This is a genomic window from Streptomyces sp. NPDC002776, assembly GCF_053592195.1.
On record NZ_JBSFVG010000011.1, the window covers coordinates 103,668 to 124,879 of the forward strand.

Genomic DNA, 21,212 nt, shown 5'->3' on the forward strand with positions numbered 1-21,212 from the left:
GGACACGGCCGGACAGGTCGGCTGGGATGGTGGCGTGAGCACCGACACCGTGACCGATCTCTTCGAAGAGCACCGCCCCGTCCTCCTGGAGGTCGCGTACCGCATGCTCGGACGCGTCGCCGACGCCGAGGACGTGGTCCAGGAGGCCTGGCTGCGCTGGACGGCCGCGGACCACGCCGAGGTGCGCGACCCGCGCGGCTACCTGGTACGGGTCACGAGCCGACTGGCCGTCGACCGGTTGCGCCGGCTCAAGGCACGCAACGAGGCGTACGTCGGGCCCTGGCTGCCGGAGCCGTACGTCACCGATTTCGGCGACACCGTTCCGGACACCGCCGAACGGGCCGTCCTCGCCGACACCGTCTCCCTCGCCGTGCTCGTCGTCCTGGAATCGCTGTCGCCGCTGGAGCGGGCGGTGTTCGTGCTCCGGGAGGCCTTCGGCTACCCCTACGCGGACATCGCCTCGATGCTCGACCGGGGCGAACCCGCGGTCCGTCAGCTCGCCGGGCGGGCGCGCCGGCACGTCGACGAGCGCCGCCCCCGCTACGACGTCGACCCCGCCGAACGCCGTGATCTCACCGAACGCTTCCTCGCCGCCGCCTCCGAGGGTGACCTGGAAGGACTCATGGCCCTGCTCGCCCCGGACGTACGCCTGGTCGGCGACAGCGGCGGCAAGTCCCGGGCGCCCCTGCGCGTCGTGGAGAGCGCCGACAAGGTGGGCCGCTTCCTCGTCGGCGCCGCGGACAAGGGCGCACCCGACGTGTCGTTCCGCTTCCTGGAGGTCAACGGCGGCCCTGCCGTGCTCGCCCTGGGCGACGGCAGGCCCGACAGCGTCTTCCAGCTGGAGGTCCTGGAAGGCCGCATCCAGTCGATCTACGTCATCCGCAACCCCGACAAACTGCGGTCGCTGGAGCTCGGCCGAGGCGACGGATCTTTGCCGTCGTGTCAGGAAAACAGCCCTGTGCGAACGCCCCGTGAACGCTCCGCTGCACGGCCGACGCGCCGCCCATAAGGGGCCGAGGATTGGTATTGACCAAGGGTGGGGGCCGCCCTATGGTCGCAGAGAAGTGCAACAACCTTTAATAAACAAGGCGCTGAAACGCTGCCGGACCACGGCGATTGCGGAGGACAGGGTGGGGACCACGCAACTGGAACCGGTGCCGGAACCGAAGTACTGGCATCTCAAGACCGTGCTCAGCGAGGCGCTGGACTCCGAGTTCGCGGTGGGCGAGATCCTGCCCAACGAACGCGATCTCGCCGCTCGCTTCGGCGTGGCCCGCGCCACGCTCCGACAGGCTCTGGAACAGCTCGAACTGGAAGGCAGGCTGCAGCGTCGCCGCGGGGTCGGCACGACGGTGGCGCCGCCGCGCGTGGGGGTCGCGGTCGGCACCGAGCAGCACGTCTGGCCCGGGGGGACCGGCGACGACTGGCAGCCCGTCGACAGCACCCTGGAGGTGCCGCCGGCGTCCGTCGCCGCGGCCCTGGAGACCGGCGCCGACGAGGCGGTGCACCTGGTGCGCCGCTCGCGGGTGTCGCACGGCCAGCCCGTCGCCGCGGAACTGCTCTACGTGCCCGCGTCCTCGGTGCCCGACCTGACCGCCATCGACGCGCCCGCCGGAGCGGCACGCGCGCGTGCGGTACTGCGCGAGCTGCAGCGACGGGAACTCGAGGGCCGGGAGCGGGCCGTCGAACTCGGCTCGGCCCGCGCGGACGACGCCAAGCAGCTGGACCGGCTCCCCGGGGCGCCCGTCCTCGTCGTCACCACCCGCTACGTCGCCGAGGGCCGCACCGCGGCCCTGTCGGTGGCCACCTACCGGGCGGACACCTGCCGGCTCACCTTCGGCGACTCCGGCGGTGTGGAGATCGACGAGGGCCCCGAACGCCGGGCGTCGTGACCACGGTCAGCCCGCATCACTCCTCGCGCCCCGGAACTCCACCGGGGCGCGCGGCGTTGCACGGTCAACGCCGCGCCGTGACCGTCCCCTCGACCGCGAACAGCTGCTCCTCCACATGGTCCAGCGCCAGCCGCAGCGCCCCCGTCGCGACCGCCGCCTCGCCGAGCAGGGACAGCGTGACCTTCGGCGGCCGCAGACAGTAGCGTGCCAACTCCCGGCGCAGCGGCTCCAGTACGCCGTCCAGACCGGCCGCCCAGCCGCCCACGACGACCAGTTCCGGGTCGAGCGCCAGCACCAGGGCGGCCACGTCGTGCACGAGCCGGTGGTTGAACCGGTCCACGGCCGCGCGGGCCCGCTGGTCGCCCTGGTGCGCCTTGGCGAACACCTCGGCGACCGCCTGTTCGTCGAGCGGGTGCAGCGGCTCGTCCGTGGTGGACAGCAAGGTCTCCGGCGTCGCCTCCCGGCCCAGCAGGTGCAGGGCGCCGATCTCGCCCGCCGCCCCGCCGAACCCCCGGTGCAGCCGCCCGCCGATCAGCGAACCCGCGCCCGGACTGAGCCCCGCCAGCACGAACACGATGTCGTCGGACTCGGTCGCCGCGCCCTTCCAGTGCTCGGCCACGGCGGCGGCGTTGGCGTCGTTCTCGACCAGCACCGGGCACTTGAAGGACCGGCTCAGCCGCTCGCCCAGCGGCAGCCCCGACCACTGCGGCAGCGCCGTGCTCAGCCGCACCGTGCCGTCCGCCTCCACGATCCCCGGTGTCGCGGCGCCCACGGCCCGCAGCGAGCCGCGTGCCACCCCGGCCCGGCGCAGCAACTCGGCGACCGCGGTCCGCAGCTTCTCCAGCCGCTCGTCGGCGGTGGCCGTCTCCTCGACGTCCTTGGCGATCGAGCCGAGCACCCGGCCGTCGAGGTCGGACAGGAGCGCGGCCACCCGGTGCGGGCCGATGTCCAGGCCCAGCAGATGCCCGGCCTCGGCCCGGAACCGGTACCGCCGGGCCGGCCGCCCCTGACGCCTCGCGACGCTGTCGTCGGCGGCCTTCTCCACGACGTAGCCCGTGCCGATGAGGTCCTCGACCACGCCCTCGACGGTCGGCCGGGACAGCCCGGTCACCCGGGTGATCTCGGTCAGCGTCGCGCAGTCCGTGGCACGCAGCGCGTGCAGCACCACCGCGGAGTTGATCCTTCGCAGCAGCGAGGGATCCCCGCCGGTCAGCCGCCCCACCGTCCGTCCTCCCAGCTCGTGCGCGTGTTGGCCGGATCGTACTCGGCCCGGCGGACCCCGGCGAGCGCCGGGCAACCTGCCGCCTACCGACCGGTCCGTCCAGGCCGTCCCGGGCGCCGGATCAGCCCGGCGCCACGAACCCCGACTCGTACGCCGCGATCACGGCCTGCGTCCGGTCCCGGGCCCCCAGCTTCGCCAGTACGCCGCTCACATGCGACTTCACCGTCTCGGTGCCGACCACCAGCCGCTGTGCGATCTCCGCGTTGGACAGCCCGCGCGCCATCAGCCGCAGCACCTCCGCCTCCCGCTCGGTCAGCTGCGCCCGCTCCATCGCCGCGCGCGCGGCGGGGTTGCCGCCGTCCTCGCCGTGCTCGGCGGCGAGCTGCCGCACCGATGCCGGGAACAGCAGCGACTCGCCCTCCGCGACCAGCCGGACCGCGTGCACGATCTCGGCGGGCCGGGCCCGCTTCAGCAGAAACCCGTCGGCCCCGGCGCGCAGCGCCTCGTAGACGTACTCGTCGTTCTCGAACGTCGTCACCACGAGGATCTTCGGCGGATCGTCGATGGTCCGCAGCACCGCGCGCGTGGCCTCGATCCCGTCCAGCAGCGGCATCCGTACGTCCATGGCGACGACGTCCGGCCGCAGGGTCCGCACCAGCGGGATCACCGCCGCACCGTCCGCGGCCTCCCCGACGACCTCGATGTCGGGCTGCGCGTCCAGCACGGCCCGCAGGCCCGCGCGTACGAGGGGTTCGTCGTCGACGAGGAGAACGGTGACCGGCATCCGGCCAGCGTAGATCAGCGCAACGGCAGCTCGACGTGCACCTGCCAGTCACCGTCGGCGGGGCCGGTGCGGGCCCGCCCGCCGAGCAGGGCGGCCCGCTCCCGTATGCCCCGCAGCCCGCTGCCCCGGCCCGGACCGGGTGTCGCCGCCGTCAGCGGATTGCGGACCTCCAGGACGAGCGCGCGGTCGGTGACGTCGACGCGCACCCCGGCGGGGACCGTTCCCGCGTGCCGCAGCACATTGGTCAGCGACTCCTGGAGGATGCGGTACCCCTCGCGGGAGACCGGCCCCGGCACGGTGTCCAGCGGGCCGGTGATCTCGGCGTCGACCTTCGCCCCGGAAGCACGCGCCGACTCCAGCAGCCGGCCGGCGTCCACCATGGTCGGCCGGCCGCTCACGGGCCGGTCGGACTCCCGGAGGATGCCCAGGACGCGCTCCAGATCCTCGAGCGCGGCCCGGCCGGTCTCCTCGATGGCGTCCAGGGCCCGGTCGGTGAACGCCGGGTCGCCGGCCGCGCGCGCCGCTCCGGCCTGGACGACGGCGACGGTCAGCGCGTGGCCGATCGAGTCGTGCAGTTCCCGGGCGATGCGGTTGCGCTCCAGCAGCCGCTCGGTGCGCTCCTCCAGGGCGGCGAGCCGCTCGGCGGCGGACGGACCGAGCAGCCGGCGGGCGGCATGGGTCACCAGCTCGCCCAGCCCCGTCACCACGCCGTACAGCAGGACGAGGGGGAGGGGCGCGAGGAGGGCGTACGCCCAGTGCGGTCGTGCGTCCCGCAGCACCGGGGTGTCTCCGGGATTCCCGCCGACCGCGACCTGTACCAGTTCCACCGTGAGGACGGGCAGCCAGACGGTGGCGAACATCGCCACCGCACCCAGCGCCATGCGCACCTGAAGCCACAGCACGGTACGCAGCCGGTCCCGCCGGCTCGCCGACGCCTTGACGGAGATGACCGACTCCTCGTCGGCCGGCATCAGCAGCAGCCGCGCCTGCACGCCCTCGCCCCTGCGGACGGCCGGGATCAGACCGAACGGCAGCAGCACCAGCGCGGGCACCCAGGGAGTCGACGGGTCGATGAACATCCACACGCTGACGAACAGCATCGGCACCCACAGGTGCAGCAGGCGGGTGTACGTCGTCCCCCGCAGCAGCGGGCGCAAGAGGCGGGCCATCGCGTCATCGTGCCAGCCGCCCCTGACACCGGGCCTCCCCCGCACGGGGGAGACGATCTCCACGCGCGGGGGAGGCCCCGGCCCCCCGCGACACCCCACGCTGAGGCCATGACCAGCATCGAAGTCCAAGCCCTCACCAAGCAGTACGGAACCCGCCGAGCCGTGGACCACCTCACCTTCAGCGTGCTCCCCGGCCGGGTCACCGGCTTCCTCGGTCCGAACGGCGCCGGGAAGTCCACCACCCTGCGGCTCGTCCTCGGCCTCGACCGGCCGACCTCCGGCACCGCCACCATCGGCGGCCGCCGCTACCGCGAACTCCACGAGCCGCTGCGCCGGGTCGGCGCCCTGCTCGACGCGCAGGCCGCGCACGGCTCGCGCACCGGCCGGGACCACCTGCACGTCCTCGCCGCCGCCAACCGCATCCCACGGGAGCGGGTCGAGTCGGTGCTGGAGCAGACGGGCCTCGCCGCGGTCGCCCGGCGCCGGGTGAGGACGTACTCCCTGGGCATGCGCCAGCGCCTCGGCATCGCCGCCGCGCTGCTCGGCGACCCCGAGGTGATCCTGCTCGACGAACCGTCCAACGGCCTGGACCCCGAAGGCATCATCTGGATCCGGGGGTTGCTGCGCACGCTGGCCAGGGAGGGGCGCACGGTCCTGGTCTCCAGCCACCTGATGAACGAGACCGCCTCCTTCGCCGACCACCTCGTGGTCCTCGGCCGGGGCCGCCTGCTGGCCGACACCCCGATGCGGGAGTTCATCCACGCGCGCGTGCGGCCGCGGGTCCGGATCCGCACGACGGACGCGACCGCCCTGAGGGCCGCCCTCTCCCGGGCCGGCCACGACCCCGTGCGGCACGAGGACGGGCACTGGACCGTGCACCACGCACGCGTGGACGACATCGGCCGCGTCGTCTCCCAGGCGGGCGTCCCTCTCCTCGAACTCGCCGCCGAAGAGGCCACCTTGGAGCAGGCCTACCTCGATCTGACGGCCGCCGAGACCGAGTTCACCGCACCCACTCAGGAGGCCAGGCCATGACGACGTTCGCCCCCGCCCTCCACGCCGAGTGGCTGAAGATCCGCACCCTGCGCTCCCTGTACGGCACGCTCGCGGCCCTGTTCGCCGCGACGACGGCGTTCTCGGCGCTGGCCTCGGCGGAGGCCCCGGAGCCCGGCCTCGACCCGCTGTTCACGGCACTGTCCGGGGTGCTGCCCGGCCAGATCGCGGCGATCAGCTTCGGCGCGCTGGCCGTCTCGGCCGAGTACCACACGGGCGCGCTCCGGCTGTCGCTGTCCGCGGTCCCGCGGCGCGGACGGTGGTTCGCGGCCAAGATGACGGCGATCGCCGTACCCGCCCTTGTCGTGGGAGTGGCCACGGCACTGTCCGCCCTCGCCGTGGGCCGCGCCGGGCTCGGCGACGCGGCGAGCGGCCTCAGCGCGGGCGAACAGGTCCGCGGTGTCCTGGGATCCGCGCTCTACCTCACACTGATGGTCCTGTTCGCGGCCGGGCTCACGGCCCTGCTGCGCAGCGGCGTGGCCACGCTCTCCCTGCTGATCCCGTTCGTGCTCGTCGTCTCCTTCGTCCTCGGCGACGCGGCCGGCACAGCCACCGGCTTCCTGCCCGACAAGGCGGGTCAGGTCGTCCTGTACGAGAGGTACGACGGGACGCTCGGCCCGTGGTCGGGGCTGGCGGTGACCGCGCTGTGGACGGCGGCCGCGCTGGTCGCCGGGGCCTGGAGCGTGCGGCGACGGGACGCCTGACCGGTCGTCGGCTGACGCCGCGCCAATTGTCAGTGGTGGCCGGTTTACTGGATCACATGGACATCGCTAAGCACCTCGCCCTGATCGACGGGCTCCGCACCGGCGTCGTTCCCGCGCAGCCGGACGAAGACCGCTACCGCCAGGCCGTCTTAGGGCCGCGCCCCTGGCGGAGCGCGGAGGACTGCTACGCCTACGAGGCGGCCCTGACCGAGCGGTTGACCGAGCGGTGGGGTGAACCGTCGCGGTGGGGCACCACCACGCTCGTCGAGCGCGCCGCGCGCGGGGAACCCATACCCGAGCCGTGGGGCATGCTCGGCGCGGTGGCGACAGAACTGCGGACCTGGGAAGTGGCCGGCCACTGGGTCGTCCTGACGGTCGTCGACCAGGACGCCGGGCATCCCCAGGTGCACGTCGTGGTCACGACGACGGATCCGCCGTGATCCGCAGCCGGGCGAACTCCTCCGCCATCGTCTGCAAGGTCCAATGCGCGTTCAGCCCGCTCGGATTGGGCAGCACCCACACCCGGGTGTCCCCGATCGTGCGCTCCTGCGGCCCCACCCGGGCCTTGCGGTCGTCGAAGGCCACGCGGTAGGCCGTCACCCCCACCACCGCCAGCCACGCCGGCCGCAGCCTGCCGACCTTCGCGGTCAGCAGCCGCCCGCCCTCCCGGTACTCCTCGGCGGTCAGCTCGTCCGCGCGAGCCGTCGCCCGCGCCACGACGTTGGTGATGCCGAGCCCGTAGGCTGGCAACTCCCCTTGCTCCGACGGCTTCAGCAGCCTCGGCGTGAACCCGGACAGGTGCAGCGCCGGCCAGAAGCGGTTGCCGGGACGGGCGAAGTGGTGGCCCGTGGCCGCCGTCATCAGCCCGGGGTTGATGCCGCAGAACAGCACGCGGAGGCCGTCCGCGACCACGTCCGGTACCAGACGGTCGCGGGCGGCCTCCAGCTCCGCGCGGGTGAAGCGGGTCAGAGGATCGCTCCGGGGGTGTAACCGGCCGCCTGCGGCCGCTGCTTGACGATCTCCTCGATCCGGCCCACGACCGTGGCGACCTGATCGGCGGCGGCGCCCGTGAAGGACAGCTTGTCGGCCATCAGCGCGTCGAGCTGAGCGCGGTCCAGCGGGATGCGCTCGTCCGCGGCCAGCTTGTCGAGCAGCTCGTTGCGCTCCGCGCCCTGTTCCCGCATGGCGAGCGCGGAGGCGACCGCGTTCTCCTTGATCGCCTCGTGCGCGACCTCACGGCCGACGCCCGCGCGCACCGCGCCCATCAGCACCTTGGTGGTGGCCAGGAAGGGCAGGTAGCGGTCCAGCTCCCGGGCGACGACGGCGGGGAAGGCGCCGAACTCGTCGAGGACCGTCAGGAACGTCTCCAGCAGACCGTCCAGCGCGAAGAACGCGTCCGGCAGCGCGACCCGGCGCACCACCGAGCAGGACACGTCGCCCTCGTTCCACTGGTCACCCGCCAGCTCGCCGGTCATCGAGGCGTAGCCGCGGAGGATGACCATGAGGCCGTTGACGCGCTCGCAGGACCGCGTGTTCATCTTGTGCGGCATCGCGGAGGAGCCGACCTGGCCCGGCTTGAAGCCCTCGGTCACCAGCTCGTGGCCGGCCATCAGCCGGATCGTCCTGGCCAGCGAGGACGGCGCCGCCGCCAGCTGCACCAGCGCGGTGACGACCTCGTAGTCCAGCGAGCGCGGGTAGACCTGGCCGACCGAGGTGAAGGCCTGCGAGAAGCCGAGGTGCCCGGCGATCCGCTGCTCCAGCTCGGCGAGCTTGGCGGTGTCACCGCCGAGCAGGTCCAGCATGTCCTGCGCGGTGCCGACCGGGCCCTTGATCCCGCGCAGCGGGTAGCGGCCGAGCAGCTCCTCGACCCGGCCGTGGGCGACGAGCAGCTCGTCCGCGGCGGTCGCGAAGCGCTTGCCGAGGGTGGTGGCCTGCGCGGCCACGTTGTGCGAGCGGCCGGCCATGACCAGCTCGCCGTACTCGCCGGCGAGCCTGCCGAGGCGCGCGAGGACCGCCACCGTGCGGTCGCGCATCAGCTCCAGGGAGAGCCGGATCTGCAGCTGCTCGACGTTCTCCGTCAGATCGCGGGAGGTCATGCCCTTGTGCACGTGCTCGTGCCCGGCGAGGTCGTTGAACTCCTCGATCCGCGCCTTCACGTCGTGCCGGGTGACCTTCTCGCGTTCGGCGATGGAGGCCAGGTCGACGGTGTCGAGGACACGCTCGTAGTCGGCGAGCGCCTGGTCCGGCACCTCGATCCCGAGGTCCTGCTGGGCCCGCAGCACGGCGAGCCAGAGCTGACGCTCGAGCTTCACCTTCTGCTCGGGGGACCAGAGCGTGGCGAGCTCGGTGGAGGCGTAGCGTCCGGCGAGGACGTTCGGGATGCGGGGCTTGGCGGGCGCTGAAGTCACGTGACCGGATTCTACTGGCGGTTCGTGCAGGTCTGCGCCGCGGGCCCCTCCGGCGGAACCTACGAGACGCGCGTCACCGCAGGTCGTACGGCAGAAGGTCCGGCCGCTTGGGCGGCAGGCCGTCGCCCGAGGAGCGCCCGGTGAGGCGGCGGCCGATCCACGGCAGCAGGTGCTGCCGGGCGAACCGGGCGTCCGCGGCCCGTCGGCTGGCCCAGCCCGGCGGCAGCGAGGCGGGCAGCGGAGTGCGCCACTGCGGGTCCTCCGGCTCGTGGCCGAGTGCCTGCCAGACCGCCTCCGCGACCCGGCGGTGGCCCTCCGCGGTCAGATGCAGCCGGTCCACGTCCCACAGGCGCGGGTCGGCGAGCGAGGGGGCGCCGTACAGGTCGACGACGAGTGCGCCGTGCCGTCCGGCCAGGTCGTCGATGTAAGTGAACAGCTCCTCCATACGCGGCCGGAACCGCTGCAGCACCGGGCCCTGGCGGCCGGGGCTGCGCATCAGCACCAGCTGCTTGCAGGCCGGCGCGAGGAGCTCCACGGCCTCCTCCAGCAGGGCGCGCACCCGGCCCATGTCGCACTTCGGGCGCAGGGTGTCGTTGAGGCCGCCGACCAGCGTTATCACGTCGGCCTGCATGGCCGCCGCGACATGGACCTGCTCCTGGACGATCTGGCCGATCAGCTTGCCCCGCACCGCGAGGTTGGCGTACCGGAAGCCGGGCGCCCGGGCCGCCATCCGCGCGGCGAGGAGATCGGCCCAGCCCCGGTAGGTACCGTCCGGGAGCAGGTCCGACATGCCTTCGGTGAAGGAGTCGCCGAGGGCGACCATGCTGGTGTAAGAGGGGTTCGTCTCCATGGCGGGAAAGATGGTATCCCGGGGCGCATACCCGTCGGTCGGTCGCCCCGGGATCCCCTGTCAGGCGCGCTGGCCGAACAGCTCCCGCAGCACGTCCTCCATGGTCACCAGGCCCGACAGCCGTCCGTCGTTCCCGAGGACCGCCGCCAGGTGGGTACGGCTGCCGCGCAGCGCGGTGAGCACGTCGTCGAGCGGTGTGCTCTCCCGCACGCGCGCGATGGGCCGCATGTCCGGCACCCGGAACGGCAGGTCCCGCGGCGAGGCGTCCAGCGCGTCCTTCACATGGAGGTAGCCGACGATACGGCGGCCCTCGTCGACCACCGGGAAGCGGGAGAACCCGGAGTCGGCCGACAGGCCCTCCAACTGCTCCGGCGTGACACCCACGCGCGCGTAGACGACGCGTTCCAGCGGAAGGACGACGTCCCGCACGGGCCGGCGGCCCAGCTCCAGGGCGTCGTGCAGCCGTTCCCTGGCGCGGTCGTCGATCAGGCCCGCCTCGCCGGAGTCCCGCACCAGACGGGCCAGCTCGGCGTCCGAGAAGGTCGCGGTGACCTCGTCCTTGGTCTCCACGCGCAACAGCTTCAGCAGGGCGTTGGCGAAGGCGTTGATGGTGAAGATCACCGGGCGCAGCCCGCGGGACAGGGTCACCAGGGGCGGCCCGAGCAGCAGCGCGCTGCGCACCGGCTCGGCCAGCGCGATGTTCTTGGGCACCATCTCGCCGAGCAGCATGTGCAGATACGTCGCCAAGGTCAGCGCGATCACGAAGGACACCGCGTGTCCCGCGCCTGCCGGCATGCCCACCGCGTGGAACAACGGCTCCAGCAGGTGCTCGATGGCCGGTTCGGCGACCACACCGAGGACCAGGGTGCACAGGGTGATGCCGAGCTGGGCAGCGGCCATCAGCGCGGACACGTGCTCCAGACCCCACAGCACGCTCTTCGCGCGCCGGTCGCCCTCCTCGGCGTACGGCTCGATCTGGCTGCGGCGCACCGAGATCAGCGCGAACTCGGCGCCGACGAAGAAGGCGTTGACGACGAGGGTCGCCAGACCGATCAGCAACTGGATCGCGGTCACAGCGTCCCCTCCTTGTCGTCGGCGCCCGCCAGGGCCTCGTCCAGCGGGGCGCGCATCAGCACCCGCGCCGCCCGGTGCCCCGAGGCGTCCGTGACGTCCAGCTGCCAGCCGGCGACCTGCACGCGGTCACCGGTCTCCGGGATCCGGCCGAGCTCGTTCGCCACGAGCCCGGCCAGCGTCTCGTACGGCCCCTCGGGGGCCCGCAGGCCGACGCGAGCGAGCTGGTCGACGCGGGCGGAGCCGTCGGCCGAGAACAGGGCGCGGCCGCTGTCGTCGCTGCCGGCGGGGGCGAGGTCGGGGGTCTCGTGCGGGTCGTGCTCGTCGCGCACCTCGCCGACGACCTCCTCGACGATGTCCTCCAGGGTGGCCACGCCCGCCGTACCGCCGTACTCGTCGATGACGACGGCCATGGTGCGCTTGCCGGAGAGCCGGTCCAGCAGCCGGTCGACGGTGAGGGTCTCCGGCACGAGCAGCGGTTCGCGCATCAGCTCGGCGACCCGTACCCGCGGCCGCCGGGCGGCGGGCACGGCCAGGACGTCCTTGATGTGCGCGGTGCCCACGACCGAGTCGAGGGTGCCGCGGTAGACGGGGAACCGGGACAGGCCGGTCGCGCGGGTGGCGTTCGCCACGTCCTCGCAGGTCGCCGACGCCTCCAACGCGATGACCTGCACGCGCGGGGTCATCACGTTCTCCGCGGTGAGATCCGCCAGGTTCAGGGTCCGCACGAAGAGTTCGGCGGTGTCCGCCTCCAGGGCGCCCTCCTTGGCGGAGTGCCGGGCGAGCGCCGCCAGCTCCTGGGGACCGCGCGCGGAGGCGAGCTCCTCGGCGGGCTCCACGCCGAAGCGGCGGACGATCCGGTTGGCGGTGTTGTTCAGATGGGTGATGAACGGGCGGAAGGCGGCGCTGAACCAGCGCTGCGCGTTGCCCACGCGCTTGGCCACGGCCAGCGGCGAGGAGATCGCCCAGTTCTTCGGGACCAGTTCGCCGACGACCATCAGGACCACCGTGGACAGCGCGGTGCCGATCACCAGGGCGATCGAACTCGCCGTGGAGGGCGAGGCGCCGAGCGATTCCAGCGGCCCCGCGAGCAGCCGCGCGATGGACGGCTCCGCGAGCATGCCGACCACCAGGTTGGTGACGGTGATGCCGAGCTGGGCGCCGGACAGCTGGAAGGTCAGATTCCGTACGGCCTTCAAGGCCCCGGAGGCGCCCCGCTCGCCGCGCTCCACGGCCGCTTCGAGCTCGCCGCGCTCGACGGTCGTGAGCGAGAACTCGGCGGCGACGAAGGCGCCGCAGGCCAGTGAGAGCGAAATCGCCACGAGCAGCAGAAGCACTTCGGTCATCGGGTCACCTCCGTCCCATGATCGGACAGGGTGGCTGGGAACGCGCGATGTCGCGTACTGGGAGGCTCGCCCATGGGCGGACGCTCACACACCTTTCGTTCGAGGACCGTAAGTGGTCCCCCAAGGGTAAAGGAGCAGCAAAAGGGTCAGTCCGCGAGGGGTTTGACCCACCGCCGCCAGTGCTCCTCCGGCACGTACCCGGCCGCGCGCCAGGCATGCTGCGCTCGTTCGTTGCGCTGGAGCACCATGGCGTCCCCGCGCCGGCCGCCGAGCCGGACGAAGCGCTCCTCGGCGGCGGCGAGCAGAGCCGCGCCGATGCCCTGGCGGCGATGGTCCGGGTGCACCGCCAGCCGGTACAGATGGCAGCGCCAGCCGTCGAAGCCCGCGATCACCGTGCCGGCCAACGCGTCGCCGCGCTCGGCCAGGATCAGCGCCTCGGGGTCGCGGTCGACCAGCCGCTCCACCCCGTCCCGGTCGTCGCTGATGCTGGTGCCCTCGGCGGCGACCTTCCAGAAGGCCAGTACGGCGTCCAGATCCTCGGGGCCGGCGGCCCGTATCCGTAGCTCAGTCATGCCATGATCACATCACGCGGTCTCGGCCGGGAGCCCGGAATTCCGCAGTACGGACAGTCACTCGTGCGCGATGGCCGTCAGCACGTTCATCCGCGAGGCGCGCAGCGCGGGCAGCAGGGCCGCCACGATGCCCACCACCGCCGAGCCGATCACCACGGCGACGATCGTGCCCCACGGAATCGCCAGCGCGGTCATGCCCTGCAGGGCCAGCACCTGCTGGGTGCACACCCCCCACACCAGGCCGAGCGCGAGCCCCAGCACCGCCCCGAACACCGCGATCACCACCGACTCCAGCCGGATCATCCGGCGCAGCTGGACCCGGGACAGGCCGATCGCCCGCAGCAGGCCGATCTCCCGGGTCCGTTCCACGACCGACAGGGCGAGGGTGTTGACCACACCGAGCACCGCGATGACGATCGCCAGCCCGAGCAGCGCGTAGACCAGGTACAGCAGGACCGCGATCTGGTCGCGGACCAGCTCCTTGTAGTCGGCCAGGTCCCTGACCTGCACCTGGGGATAGGTGTCGAGCGTCCGCTCCAGATTCGCGCGCAGGTCGTCGGCGCTGGTGCCGGACGCCGCGTTGACGTACACCGCCGCGTCCTGGCCGCCCGGCGCGTACCGCTCCAGGGTGCCCAGGCCGACGTACATGCCGCCCTGGGTGCCGAAGCCGTCGGCGGCGTCCTGGTCGGTCAGCGCCGCCACCGTCAGCTCGGCCGTGCGCCCGCCCTGGAACTCCAGCGGGATCGTGCTGCCGACGCGCACCCCGTGGTCCCGGGCGAACTCCCGGTCCATGGCCATGCGGCCGTCGGCCAGCGCGGCGGCCGTGTCGCCCCGCGCGTAGGTGATGTTGGCGACCTCGTCGAGCTGCGGATCGTAGCCCGCGGCGGTCGTCTCGATACGGTCGCCGTCGGGGAGCCGTGCCGCGACGGGCGTGAGCCGGGAGCGGACCACCAGGCCGACGCCGTCGGTGTCGCGCACCTTCTCGGTGACCTCCCGGGGGAAGGGCACGAAGTTGGTGTTCTGCACGACGAAGTCGGCGCCCAGCGTCTTGTCGATCTGCTCGTCGAACGACTCGGTCATCGAGGCGCTCGCCACCGACATCCCGCCGACCAGCGCCAGCCCCACCATCAGGGCGGCCGCGGTGGCGCCGGTACGGCGTGGATTGCGCAGGGCGTTGCGCTGGCTCATCCGGCCGACCGGGCCGAACAGCGCCGGGAACGCACCTCCCAGCACCCGGATCACGGGCCGCACCAGCAGCGGCCCCGCGATCACGGTCGCGATCAGGGTCAGCAGCACACCGAGGCCGAGCAGGGAGGCGGACGAGGAGGTCTCGGAGGCGGTGGCGCAGCCCACGAGCGCGGCCACGCCGAGCGCCCCGACGACCGTGCCCGCCACCGCGCGCACCCGCAGCGGCCGGCCCACCCCGGCGATCTCGGCGTCCGCCAGCGCCGCCATCGGGGAGACGGTCGCCGCGCGCCGGGCCGGGAGGTAGGCGGCGACGAAGGTGACCCCGAGGCCGACGACGTACGCCGAGACCGGGGTGGCCCAGCCGATCACCATGTCCGCGGAGCGGATGTTCATGCCGAGCAGGCCCATCAGCTCGATCAGCCCGATGGCCAGCCCGATCCCGGTGGCCAGCCCCAGCGTGGCGCCGACGAACCCGAGCAGGAACGCCTCGGTGAGCACCGAGCGCCGCACCTGGCGCCGGTCCGCGCCGAGTGCGCGCAGCAGGCCCAGTTCGCGGGTGCGCTGGGCGATCAGCATCGAGAAGGTGTTGACGATCAGGAACACCCCGACCAGCACGGCGACCCCGGCGAAGCCGAGCATCACGTACTTGATGATGTCGAGGAATCCGCCGAGCTGTTCGACGTCCGACTCGGCCTGCTCGTCGGCCGTGCGGATGTCGTAGCGTCCGGCGCCGAGCGCCTCGGCGACCCGCTGCTTGAGCTGCGGGTCGCTGACGCCCTCCGCGGCCTCGACGGAGATGCTGGTGGCGGCGTCCGCGTCGCCCAGCAGCCTGGTCTGCGCGGTCTTGGTGTCGAAGAAGACCAGCGCGGCGCCGGGGTTGGTGGTGGTGAAGGTGGCGATGCCGACGACCTCGGCCCGGAACGAGCCCGGCGCGGCGATGACCGTGAGCGTGTCGCCGATGCCGACGTTCCGGGAGTCGGCGGTGTCCGCGTCGATCAGCACCTGGCCCGGGCCCTCGGGCGCGTGCCCCGACGTCAGCTCGACCGGACTGCGGTCGCTGGGGCTCCAGTTGGTTCCTATGGTGGGCGCGCCGGTGGTCGGCCCGACGGACTCGTTGTCCTCGTCGGCGACGGTGATGCCCTCCACGTCCACCTCGAGGCGCACCGAGGCGGCGCCCTCGACCCTGGCCGCCCGGTCCACCAGGGAGGCCGGCAGGGTGGGCGTGAATCCGGAGGGGATCGCCTCGTCCAGGTTCTCCTTCGGGCTGACCGTGACATCGGCCGCGGTCGAGGCGAAGAGCCGGTCGAAGGTACGGCCGACGGTGTCCGAGAAGATCAGGCTGCCCGCGACGAACGCGACGGACAGGATCACCGCGAGCGCGGAGAGCAGCAGCCGTCCCTTGTGGGCGAGGAAGCTGCGCAGGGTCGCCTTCAGCACCGGGTCAGTCCTCCTCGGAGGAGTCGGCGGCCCCCCGGATCACGTCGAACCGCTTCATGCGCTCCAGCACCGCCTCCGCCGTGGGGCGGGCCATCTCGTCGACGATGCGTCCGTCCCCGAGGAAGAGCACCAGGTCGGAGTGGGCGGCGGCGCCCGGGTCATGGGTGACCATCACGACGGTCTGCCCGAGCTGGTCCACGGCGTCACGCAGGAAGCCGAGCACTTCGAGGCCGGCCCGCGAGTCCAGGTTGCCGGTGGGCTCGTCGGCGAAGATCAGCTCGGGACGGGAGGCGAGGGCCCGGGCACAGGCGACGCGCTGCTGCTGGCCGCCGGAGAGCTGGGCGGGCCGGTGCTTGAGGCGGTCCCGCAGACCGAGCGTGTCGATCACCTGGTCCAGCCACTTCTCGTCGGGTTGCTTGCCCGCGATGTCCATGGGCAGGGTGATGTTCTCGGCGGCGTTCAGCGTCGGTATGAGGTTGAACGACTGGAACATGAACCCGATCCGGTCCCGGCGCAGCCGGGTCAGTTCGCGCTCCTTCAGGCCGGTGATCTCGGTGCCGCCGAGCCAGACCTGTCCGGCCGAGACGTTGTCGAGCCCGGCGAGACAGTGCATGAGCGTGGACTTGCCGGAGCCGGAGGGGCCCATGACCGCGGTGAACCGGCCGCGCGCGATGTCCACGTCCACCGCGTCCAGGGCCAGCACCGTGGTCTCGCCCGAGCCGTAGGCCTTGGTCAGACCGCGGGCCCTTGCCGCGATCCCGTCGGCCGGGTCGTGTGCCGCAGCAGGAGTGGACAAGGGTGCCTCCTCGATCCTGGACATCGCGACGTCCTTGTCAGGGCCCCGAGCGTAGTGTGATCCGGCGCACACCGGATATCCCCCGTGGGTCCGAGCCGGTCTCCACCCCAGGAATGACGCCCTTGCCACTGCTAGCGTCTCGGCGCTGGCTTCGGGACATGGCGAAGACCCAGCTGAACGTCCGCGTCGACGAGGGCACCGCCCGCGCGGCCCGCGAACGCGCCCTCGCGCGCGGCATGAGCGTCAACCGGTACATCGAGGAACTGGTCCGGCAGGACACCGGCGAGACCGGCCACACCTTCGTGGAGGCCGCCGCCGACTTCATGAAGCAGTACGAGTCCGTGTTCGCCGAGGAGTTCGGCGCCGAGCGCGAAGGCCGTCGCCGATCCGTTGAGCACCGTGAGGATCGACCTCGCCTGGCTGCTGATGCTCGCCGAGCAGAACACCCCCGGGGATCCGCGGGTCACCGACTGGGGCGCGCTGATCGCCGCCGTCGCCCGGCACGAGGCCGAGATCTTCGACGTCCCTGTCTGCGACGGCCCGTACGCCCGCGCCGCGGCACTGCTCCAACTGCTGATCCACGTCCCCGCGCTGGAGCGCTCCAACGCCCTGTTCGCCTCCGCCGTGGCCTACGCCTATCTGGTCGCGAGCGGCCTGAAGGTCGTCACCTCGCCGGAACGGGTCCGCGAACTGGCCCGGCTGGTCAAGAGCGGTGAGGCCACGGTGCAGGACATCGCGGACGAACTGCGGCAGTGGTGCGAGTGAGCCGCGACGCGGTGATCAGTCCGGGGCGCCGGGCCGCCACGCCGTGCCCAGCACGCAGTACGACGTCGGCAGCACCGGTCCCTTCTCCGGGATCAGCATCCGCCGGTAGGGGCCGAGTTCGAACCCCGCGCCGCGCAGGGACGCGATCGGTTCCCGGCCCACATGGCAGCCGCCGGTCAGCAGTGGCCACACCGTACGGTCGAGTGCCTGCTGGGTGAACGTCATCACCCGTCCGCCGCCCCGGCCGTGCTCGAGGAACCGCACGACGCCGCCCGGCCGCAGCACCCGCCGGATCTCCCCGAGCGCGCGCGGCACGTCACGGACGCTGCACAGCACCAGCGATACCACCGCCGCGTCAAAGGTTGGAAGACACCCCTCTTAAGGGATACCGTCACCCGGCATGAAGACGGAAGCCCAACCGGGCGGGCGGCGCCGCCTGGTCATCTACTGCAGAATCAGTGACGACCGCGAGGGCCGCAAGTACGGCGTCAAGCGCCAGGAACGGGACTGCCGGCAGCTCGCCAAGGAGCTGGAGCGCCGGGGAATTCCGAACGAGATCGTCGCGGTCCTGGTCGAGAATGACACCTCTGCCTACACCGGCAAGCCGCGCCCCAAGTACGAGCAGCTCATACAGATGCTGCGAGGCGGCGAGGCCGATGGGGTGCTTGCGCTGACCTCTCGGCGCCTGCAGCGCCGGTTCCGTGAGGCGTTCGAGTTCCTCGACCTGGTGGAGCAGAAGGACCTGCTGGTAGCCACGGTCAAGGGCGGCACGTATGACCTGACCACCGCAGACGGGCGCCGCGAAGCGCGCCGCAAGGCGATCGATGACCAGCACGAAGCAGAGGAGACCGCCGAGCGCGTGCGCGATGCGAAGGCCGACAACGTACGCGAGGGAACCTACCGCGGCGGGCCGCGGCCCTTCGGGTACGAATCAGACGGGAGGACTCCTCGGAGCCTGCGCTGCCCTCGCTGCCCCTCACAGGACTTCACCATCGTGCTCTTGTGCACTCGGTGCGGGAGCGGGCACGACCTCACCCCGGACCGGGTGTGCCTGCGTTGCGAGACTGGTGACGGCTTCACCGCGAAGGCCGTGTGTGAGGAGTGCGGCGCCGATGCGGAGATTGCCGAGGGATCCGAAGCGTGGGAAGTCGACAAGGCGCTCGATCTTGTTCTGGCCGGGGAATCACTGCGCAGTGTCTGCCGCAGCTGGAAGGCGAAGGGGATCAGCAGCGCCCCGCGCCGCCGGCGCCTTCCGGACGGTACCCGCACTGAGCCGATCCCGGGCGAGTTCGTGCCGACCACTCTGCGGCGCCTTTTGCTGAGGCCTCGCAACGCAGGGCTGCTCGAGGTGAAAGGTGAGATCGCCGGCCGCGCTGCGTGGCCGGCCATCACCTCGGAGGAGAAGTGGCGAGCGGGCAAAGCGATTCTCGAGCAGCCTGAGCGGCGCAGTACGGAGAGCACGGCACGGAGGTGGCTCGGCGGCGACCTGTACCGGTGCGGCGCGTTGGAGGTTCGCTTGGAGACAGGCGTTGGGCGCGTGTTCGAGCACACTGGGGAGTTCACTGACCAGGACCTGCCGCTGTATGTGGAGGTGGGCGATGGCGCCTCTGAGCGTGCCGGCTTGACGAAGGAGGAACTCGTGAAGGCCTGTGGCGAGGACTTGGCCGTCGTGGAGGTCACTGCCGCGCAGGGCCGGGGAGGCTGTACCGAGACCATGCAGACGCTCGGCCGGGGAGCCGGGGCCGATACGGCGTACAGGTGCCGGTCGGGCGGACATGTCTCGCGGGTCGCGAAGTACGTCGACGAGTACGTTGAGGAGTGGGCCATTGAGCGTCTCAGTCGCCCGGACGCTGCTGAGCTGCTGACGCAGCCGACGTCAGAGCAGGAGCCTGTTCAGCAGCTCGTCGCGCGTGAGGAGGCCGTACGAGGCAAACTCGCCGAGAATCAACGGGATTACGACGAGGACCTCAAGACGCGAGCCCAGTACCTCGAGAGCAATGCCCGGCTACGGGCAAAGCTCCGGGAGATCGAGACGGAGTGGGGCAGGCGCACCACCGCTCCCGTCCTCAGAGGGGTGAAGCTGGGTAGTGAGCAAGCTGCCGAGGACTGGAAGTCCTACAGCCTGGACCGCAAGCGGGCGATCATCGACGCGATCATGTCGGTGACGATCCTTCCTGCCCCGCGCGGCCGCCCCGAGGGGTTCCGGCCTGGCGACACCTACTTCGACGAGCGGTCCGTGCGTATCGAGCCGAAACAGCCGCAGGCGTAAGGCGATAGCGGGGCGGCCTCACTGGTGAAGGCCGCCCCGGCTGCACCCTTACCAGCGACTCAGCTGGTAACGGCCTGGCCAGCTGAGTGAACTCGCAAGGTGCAGGAACGTTACAGCGCGGCCAGCGGAGCCGACGGGCGCAGCACCGGCTCAGGAAGGGCGCCAGCCGGGGGAGGCGAGCACCGGAACCAGCACTGCAGGTACACCCCTTTGGAGGCGAGCCGGTACAGCAGGTCGTTCATGCCGTGCTGCAGGCGCTGGGTGCACGCGTCTTCGTTGACCAGCCATATGCAGCTGCCGGCCTCCTCCACCCCGAGGACGAGCCACCCTGTCGGCAGCCAGGAACCCGGTACGCGCTCCCAGCGGGTGACCGAAAGCCACTGCCCCTCGGGCACAGCAGACCCGCTCTGGCGCCACGCTCCGTGAGCCACCTGGTGACTGGAAAGCCGCGTGAGCTGATGGGTCAGGCGCTCATCGATCTGTGGCGGCGAAAACAGCACTGCGACGCGGTTTGCCGCCGGGGTGCGCATGTCGACAAGGCAGCCGTCGTCGAGCTCTCCGTCCTCGGCCAAGCGGTACTGCACGAGCGTATGGGGCGTGTACGACACACAGCCTCCTTGAGCTGCCGCGCAGCCCGATCCGCCCAGGGAAGGCCGCGCGTGAACTTACCGATCCGCTGCCACGCGGGGCGACATCATGCACACGACCGATCACTTTTGGCCACGGTGTAACTACGGATAGCCCATTCGAGTGAGTTCAAACCGTTGAATAAGCACACGAGTTGGATGTCCGGAAACCGACTGACTGGCCCGGAAAACGGGTCAGCCGCCCCGTCACTTCTTCGGGGCGCGCCGATACATCCGCATGAGGGCCTGGAGTTTCTGCCGGTCCTCGGCGCTCACCGGCCCGACACCAATGGCCCTGGACTGGCCGTCATCACTCCAGACGCTGTGAACGTTCATGAACTGCACGCCGGCCGCCTCCTGTACCCGCGCGGGATCCAGGTGCAGGGTGTAGGCCAGGGCGTCCAGCTGTGGGTACTCAGGGAGCTCGTCCGGCGTCAAGGACGCGCTCTCCAGGCGGCTCAGCCAGCCCTCGTCAAGCCCCGCGGGGGCGCCGGGAGCCTCGGCGGTGAGCCGCGCGACGTCCTTCAGGCTGAGGCCGGCCGCGAGCCGCGCTTCGACCACCATGACCGAGAGGTCCGGAGTGCCATAGGGCGGGAACTCGGCGGGGTCCGCGTTGCGGGCCGCCTCCGCCTGGGCGAGGTCGCTGCGCACGGCCTGGAAGACGGGTTCCAGGTCATCGGCTCCCAGTCCCAGCTTCTGGGCGGCCGCGCTGATGACGAGCCTCAGTGCTTCACCAGGGGGTGGCCCAGGGGGCTGAGTGGATGGGCTGTCCGGGTCCGGTTCACGTACGGCCGGCGTGCGGCCAGCGAGTGCCGCCCGCACGCCACCTGGCTCCCACTGCAGCGCTTCATCCAGCTTGCGAGCTGTCAGCTCGGCGGGCCTGGATGTGCCTCTGCGGATCGCACGGAGGGCCTCGTAGGAGATGCCCGCTGCCGCGGCGAGGTCGCGCCACTGCAGCCCAAGTTCCAGTCGGCGCTGGTTCATCGCATCGTCAAGCCGCTTATGCGGATCTGACATTCAAGACCCCTCCTGAGCAGGGAAACACAGGCTAGCGCAACCT

At 71.9% G+C, this 21,212-nt stretch carries 20 protein-coding genes and 2 pseudogenes; 8 read left to right on the top strand and 14 right to left on the bottom strand.

What is annotated here, in order from left to right; genetic code table 11:
• The first annotated feature begins 34 nt into the window (after positions 1–34).
• The gene (locus tag ACWD11_RS22495) at positions 35–1,009 is read left to right on the top strand and encodes an RNA polymerase sigma-70 factor (protein ID WP_451284991.1); all 975 of its coding nucleotides are present in this window, start codon (positions 35–37) and stop codon (positions 1,007–1,009) included.
• A gap of 121 nt (positions 1,010–1,130) precedes the next feature.
• Positions 1,131–1,892 (top strand): GntR family transcriptional regulator, encoded by a 762-nt coding sequence (locus ACWD11_RS22500; RefSeq protein WP_389417582.1) that lies wholly within the window; start codon positions 1,131–1,133, stop codon positions 1,890–1,892.
• Positions 1,893–1,956: 64 nt separating this feature from the next.
• Here ACWD11_RS22500 and ACWD11_RS22505 read toward each other — a convergent pair whose 3' ends face one another.
• The 3 genes from ACWD11_RS22505 to ACWD11_RS22515 all read right to left on the bottom strand — a co-directional run bounded on the left by ACWD11_RS22505 (position 1,957) and on the right by ACWD11_RS22515 (position 5,067).
• Positions 1,957–3,114, bottom strand: a complete 1,158-nt coding sequence (locus ACWD11_RS22505) for an ROK family protein (protein WP_451284993.1) — start codon at positions 3,112–3,114, stop codon at positions 1,957–1,959.
• A gap of 121 nt (positions 3,115–3,235) precedes the next feature.
• On the bottom strand, positions 3,236–3,898 hold the full coding sequence (locus tag ACWD11_RS22510) for a response regulator (protein ID WP_451284995.1): 663 nt from the start codon (positions 3,896–3,898) through the stop codon (positions 3,236–3,238).
• 14 nt (positions 3,899–3,912) lie between these two features.
• The gene (locus ACWD11_RS22515; protein WP_451284997.1) at positions 3,913–5,067 is read right to left on the bottom strand and encodes a sensor histidine kinase; all 1,155 of its coding nucleotides are present in this window, start codon (positions 5,065–5,067) and stop codon (positions 3,913–3,915) included.
• Positions 5,068–5,175: 108 nt separating this feature from the next.
• Here ACWD11_RS22515 and ACWD11_RS22520 point away from each other — a divergent pair, with 108 nt between their 5' ends.
• From ACWD11_RS22520 to ACWD11_RS22530, 3 genes are read left to right on the top strand one after another with little or no spacing between them, the layout of a single operon-like run.
• Positions 5,176–6,102, top strand: a complete 927-nt coding sequence (locus tag ACWD11_RS22520; RefSeq protein ID WP_451284999.1) for an ABC transporter ATP-binding protein — start codon at positions 5,176–5,178, stop codon at positions 6,100–6,102.
• Positions 6,099–6,824 (top strand): ABC transporter permease, encoded by a 726-nt coding sequence (locus ACWD11_RS22525; RefSeq protein ID WP_389417587.1) that lies wholly within the window; start codon positions 6,099–6,101, stop codon positions 6,822–6,824. The genes ACWD11_RS22520 and ACWD11_RS22525 overlap by 4 nt, the downstream gene beginning before the upstream one ends.
• Before the next feature lie 56 nt (positions 6,825–6,880).
• The gene (locus ACWD11_RS22530) at positions 6,881–7,264 is read left to right on the top strand and encodes a hypothetical protein (RefSeq protein ID WP_451285001.1); all 384 of its coding nucleotides are present in this window, start codon (positions 6,881–6,883) and stop codon (positions 7,262–7,264) included.
• Here ACWD11_RS22530 and mug read toward each other — a convergent pair.
• The 8 genes from mug to ACWD11_RS22570 form a co-directional block, all read right to left on the bottom strand.
• Positions 7,242–7,793 (bottom strand): G/U mismatch-specific DNA glycosylase, encoded by a 552-nt coding sequence (gene mug / locus ACWD11_RS22535; protein ID WP_389417971.1) that lies wholly within the window; start codon positions 7,791–7,793, stop codon positions 7,242–7,244. The genes ACWD11_RS22530 and mug overlap by 23 nt on opposite strands.
• Positions 7,790–9,232 (bottom strand): adenylosuccinate lyase, encoded by a 1,443-nt coding sequence (gene purB, locus ACWD11_RS22540; RefSeq protein ID WP_451285003.1) that lies wholly within the window; start codon positions 9,230–9,232, stop codon positions 7,790–7,792. The genes mug and purB overlap by 4 nt, the downstream gene beginning before the upstream one ends.
• Before the next feature lie 73 nt (positions 9,233–9,305).
• Complete coding sequence (locus ACWD11_RS22545; RefSeq protein WP_451285005.1) at positions 9,306–10,082, bottom strand: SGNH/GDSL hydrolase family protein; 777 nt, start codon at positions 10,080–10,082, stop codon at positions 9,306–9,308.
• 60 nt (positions 10,083–10,142) lie between these two features.
• Positions 10,143–11,156, bottom strand: coding sequence for a hemolysin family protein (locus tag ACWD11_RS22550; RefSeq protein WP_389417591.1), 1,014 nt, complete (start codon positions 11,154–11,156; stop codon positions 10,143–10,145).
• The gene (locus tag ACWD11_RS22555) at positions 11,153–12,499 is read right to left on the bottom strand and encodes a hemolysin family protein (protein WP_451285007.1); all 1,347 of its coding nucleotides are present in this window, start codon (positions 12,497–12,499) and stop codon (positions 11,153–11,155) included. Before ACWD11_RS22555 ends, ACWD11_RS22550 begins: the two co-directional genes overlap by 4 nt.
• Positions 12,500–12,645: 146 nt before the next feature.
• Positions 12,646–13,071, bottom strand: coding sequence for a GNAT family N-acetyltransferase (locus tag ACWD11_RS22560; RefSeq protein ID WP_451285009.1), 426 nt, complete (start codon positions 13,069–13,071; stop codon positions 12,646–12,648).
• Positions 13,072–13,128: 57 nt separating this feature from the next.
• Entirely contained in the window at positions 13,129–15,696 is a 2,568-nt protein-coding gene (locus tag ACWD11_RS22565) for an ABC transporter permease (RefSeq protein ID WP_451285011.1), read from the bottom strand.
• A gap of 4 nt (positions 15,697–15,700) precedes the next feature.
• Positions 15,701–16,516, bottom strand: coding sequence for an ABC transporter ATP-binding protein (locus ACWD11_RS22570; protein WP_451285013.1), 816 nt, complete (start codon positions 16,514–16,516; stop codon positions 15,701–15,703).
• 134 nt (positions 16,517–16,650) lie between these two features.
• On the opposite strand from ACWD11_RS22570, the pseudogene ACWD11_RS22575 reads away from it, so the two are divergent.
• Both ACWD11_RS22575 and ACWD11_RS22580 read left to right on the top strand, forming a co-directional pair.
• Positions 16,651–16,875: pseudogene (locus tag ACWD11_RS22575) on the top strand (antitoxin); the annotation flags it as partial.
• Positions 16,876–16,882: 7 nt separating this feature from the next.
• On the top strand, positions 16,883–17,257 hold the full coding sequence (locus ACWD11_RS22580; protein WP_451285015.1) for a fic family toxin-antitoxin system, toxin component: 375 nt from the start codon (positions 16,883–16,885) through the stop codon (positions 17,255–17,257).
• A 15-nt stretch (positions 17,258–17,272) separates the two neighbouring features.
• On the opposite strand, the pseudogene ACWD11_RS22585 reads toward ACWD11_RS22580, so the two are convergent.
• Positions 17,273–17,617, bottom strand: a pseudogene (locus tag ACWD11_RS22585) (class I SAM-dependent methyltransferase); the annotation flags it as partial.
• Positions 17,618–17,657: 40 nt separating this feature from the next.
• On the opposite strand from ACWD11_RS22585, the gene ACWD11_RS22590 reads away from it, so the two are divergent.
• Positions 17,658–19,526 carry a recombinase family protein gene (locus ACWD11_RS22590; RefSeq protein WP_451285017.1) on the top strand — a complete coding sequence of 623 codons (1,869 nt, stop codon included), beginning with the start codon at positions 17,658–17,660 and terminating at the stop codon, positions 19,524–19,526.
• Positions 19,527–19,636: 110 nt separating this feature from the next.
• Here the strand turns inward: ACWD11_RS22590 and ACWD11_RS22595 are convergent, their stop codons facing one another.
• Positions 19,637–20,134, bottom strand: a complete 498-nt coding sequence (locus ACWD11_RS22595; protein ID WP_451285019.1) for a hypothetical protein — start codon at positions 20,132–20,134, stop codon at positions 19,637–19,639.
• A 225-nt stretch (positions 20,135–20,359) separates the two neighbouring features.
• Positions 20,360–21,169 carry a helix-turn-helix domain-containing protein gene (locus ACWD11_RS22600; protein WP_451285021.1) on the bottom strand — a complete coding sequence of 270 codons (810 nt, stop codon included), beginning with the start codon at positions 21,167–21,169 and terminating at the stop codon, positions 20,360–20,362.
• Positions 21,170–21,212 lie beyond the last annotated feature (43 nt).

Excerpts from the sequence above, each read along its gene's own strand:
- ACWD11_RS22510 (WP_451284995.1), bottom strand. The coding sequence starts at position 3,898 with ATGCCGGTCACCGTTCTCCTCGTCGACGACGAACCCCTCGTACGCGCG.
- ACWD11_RS22515 (WP_451284997.1), bottom strand. The coding sequence starts at position 5,067 with ATGGCCCGCCTCTTGCGCCCGCTGCTGCGGGGGACGACGTACACCCGC.
- ACWD11_RS22520 (WP_451284999.1), top strand. The coding sequence starts at position 5,176 with ATGACCAGCATCGAAGTCCAAGCCCTCACCAAGCAGTACGGAACCCGC.
- ACWD11_RS22525 (WP_389417587.1), top strand. The coding sequence starts at position 6,099 with ATGACGACGTTCGCCCCCGCCCTCCACGCCGAGTGGCTGAAGATCCGC.
- ACWD11_RS22530 (WP_451285001.1), top strand. The coding sequence starts at position 6,881 with ATGGACATCGCTAAGCACCTCGCCCTGATCGACGGGCTCCGCACCGGC.
- ACWD11_RS22545 (WP_451285005.1), bottom strand. The coding sequence starts at position 10,082 with ATGGAGACGAACCCCTCTTACACCAGCATGGTCGCCCTCGGCGACTCC.
- ACWD11_RS22555 (WP_451285007.1), bottom strand. The coding sequence starts at position 12,499 with ATGACCGAAGTGCTTCTGCTGCTCGTGGCGATTTCGCTCTCACTGGCC.
- ACWD11_RS22560 (WP_451285009.1), bottom strand. The coding sequence starts at position 13,071 with ATGACTGAGCTACGGATACGGGCCGCCGGCCCCGAGGATCTGGACGCC.
- ACWD11_RS22570 (WP_451285013.1), bottom strand. The coding sequence starts at position 16,516 with ATGTCCAGGATCGAGGAGGCACCCTTGTCCACTCCTGCTGCGGCACAC.
- ACWD11_RS22590 (WP_451285017.1), top strand. The coding sequence starts at position 17,658 with ATGAAGACGGAAGCCCAACCGGGCGGGCGGCGCCGCCTGGTCATCTAC.
- ACWD11_RS22600 (WP_451285021.1), bottom strand. The coding sequence starts at position 21,169 with ATGTCAGATCCGCATAAGCGGCTTGACGATGCGATGAACCAGCGCCGA.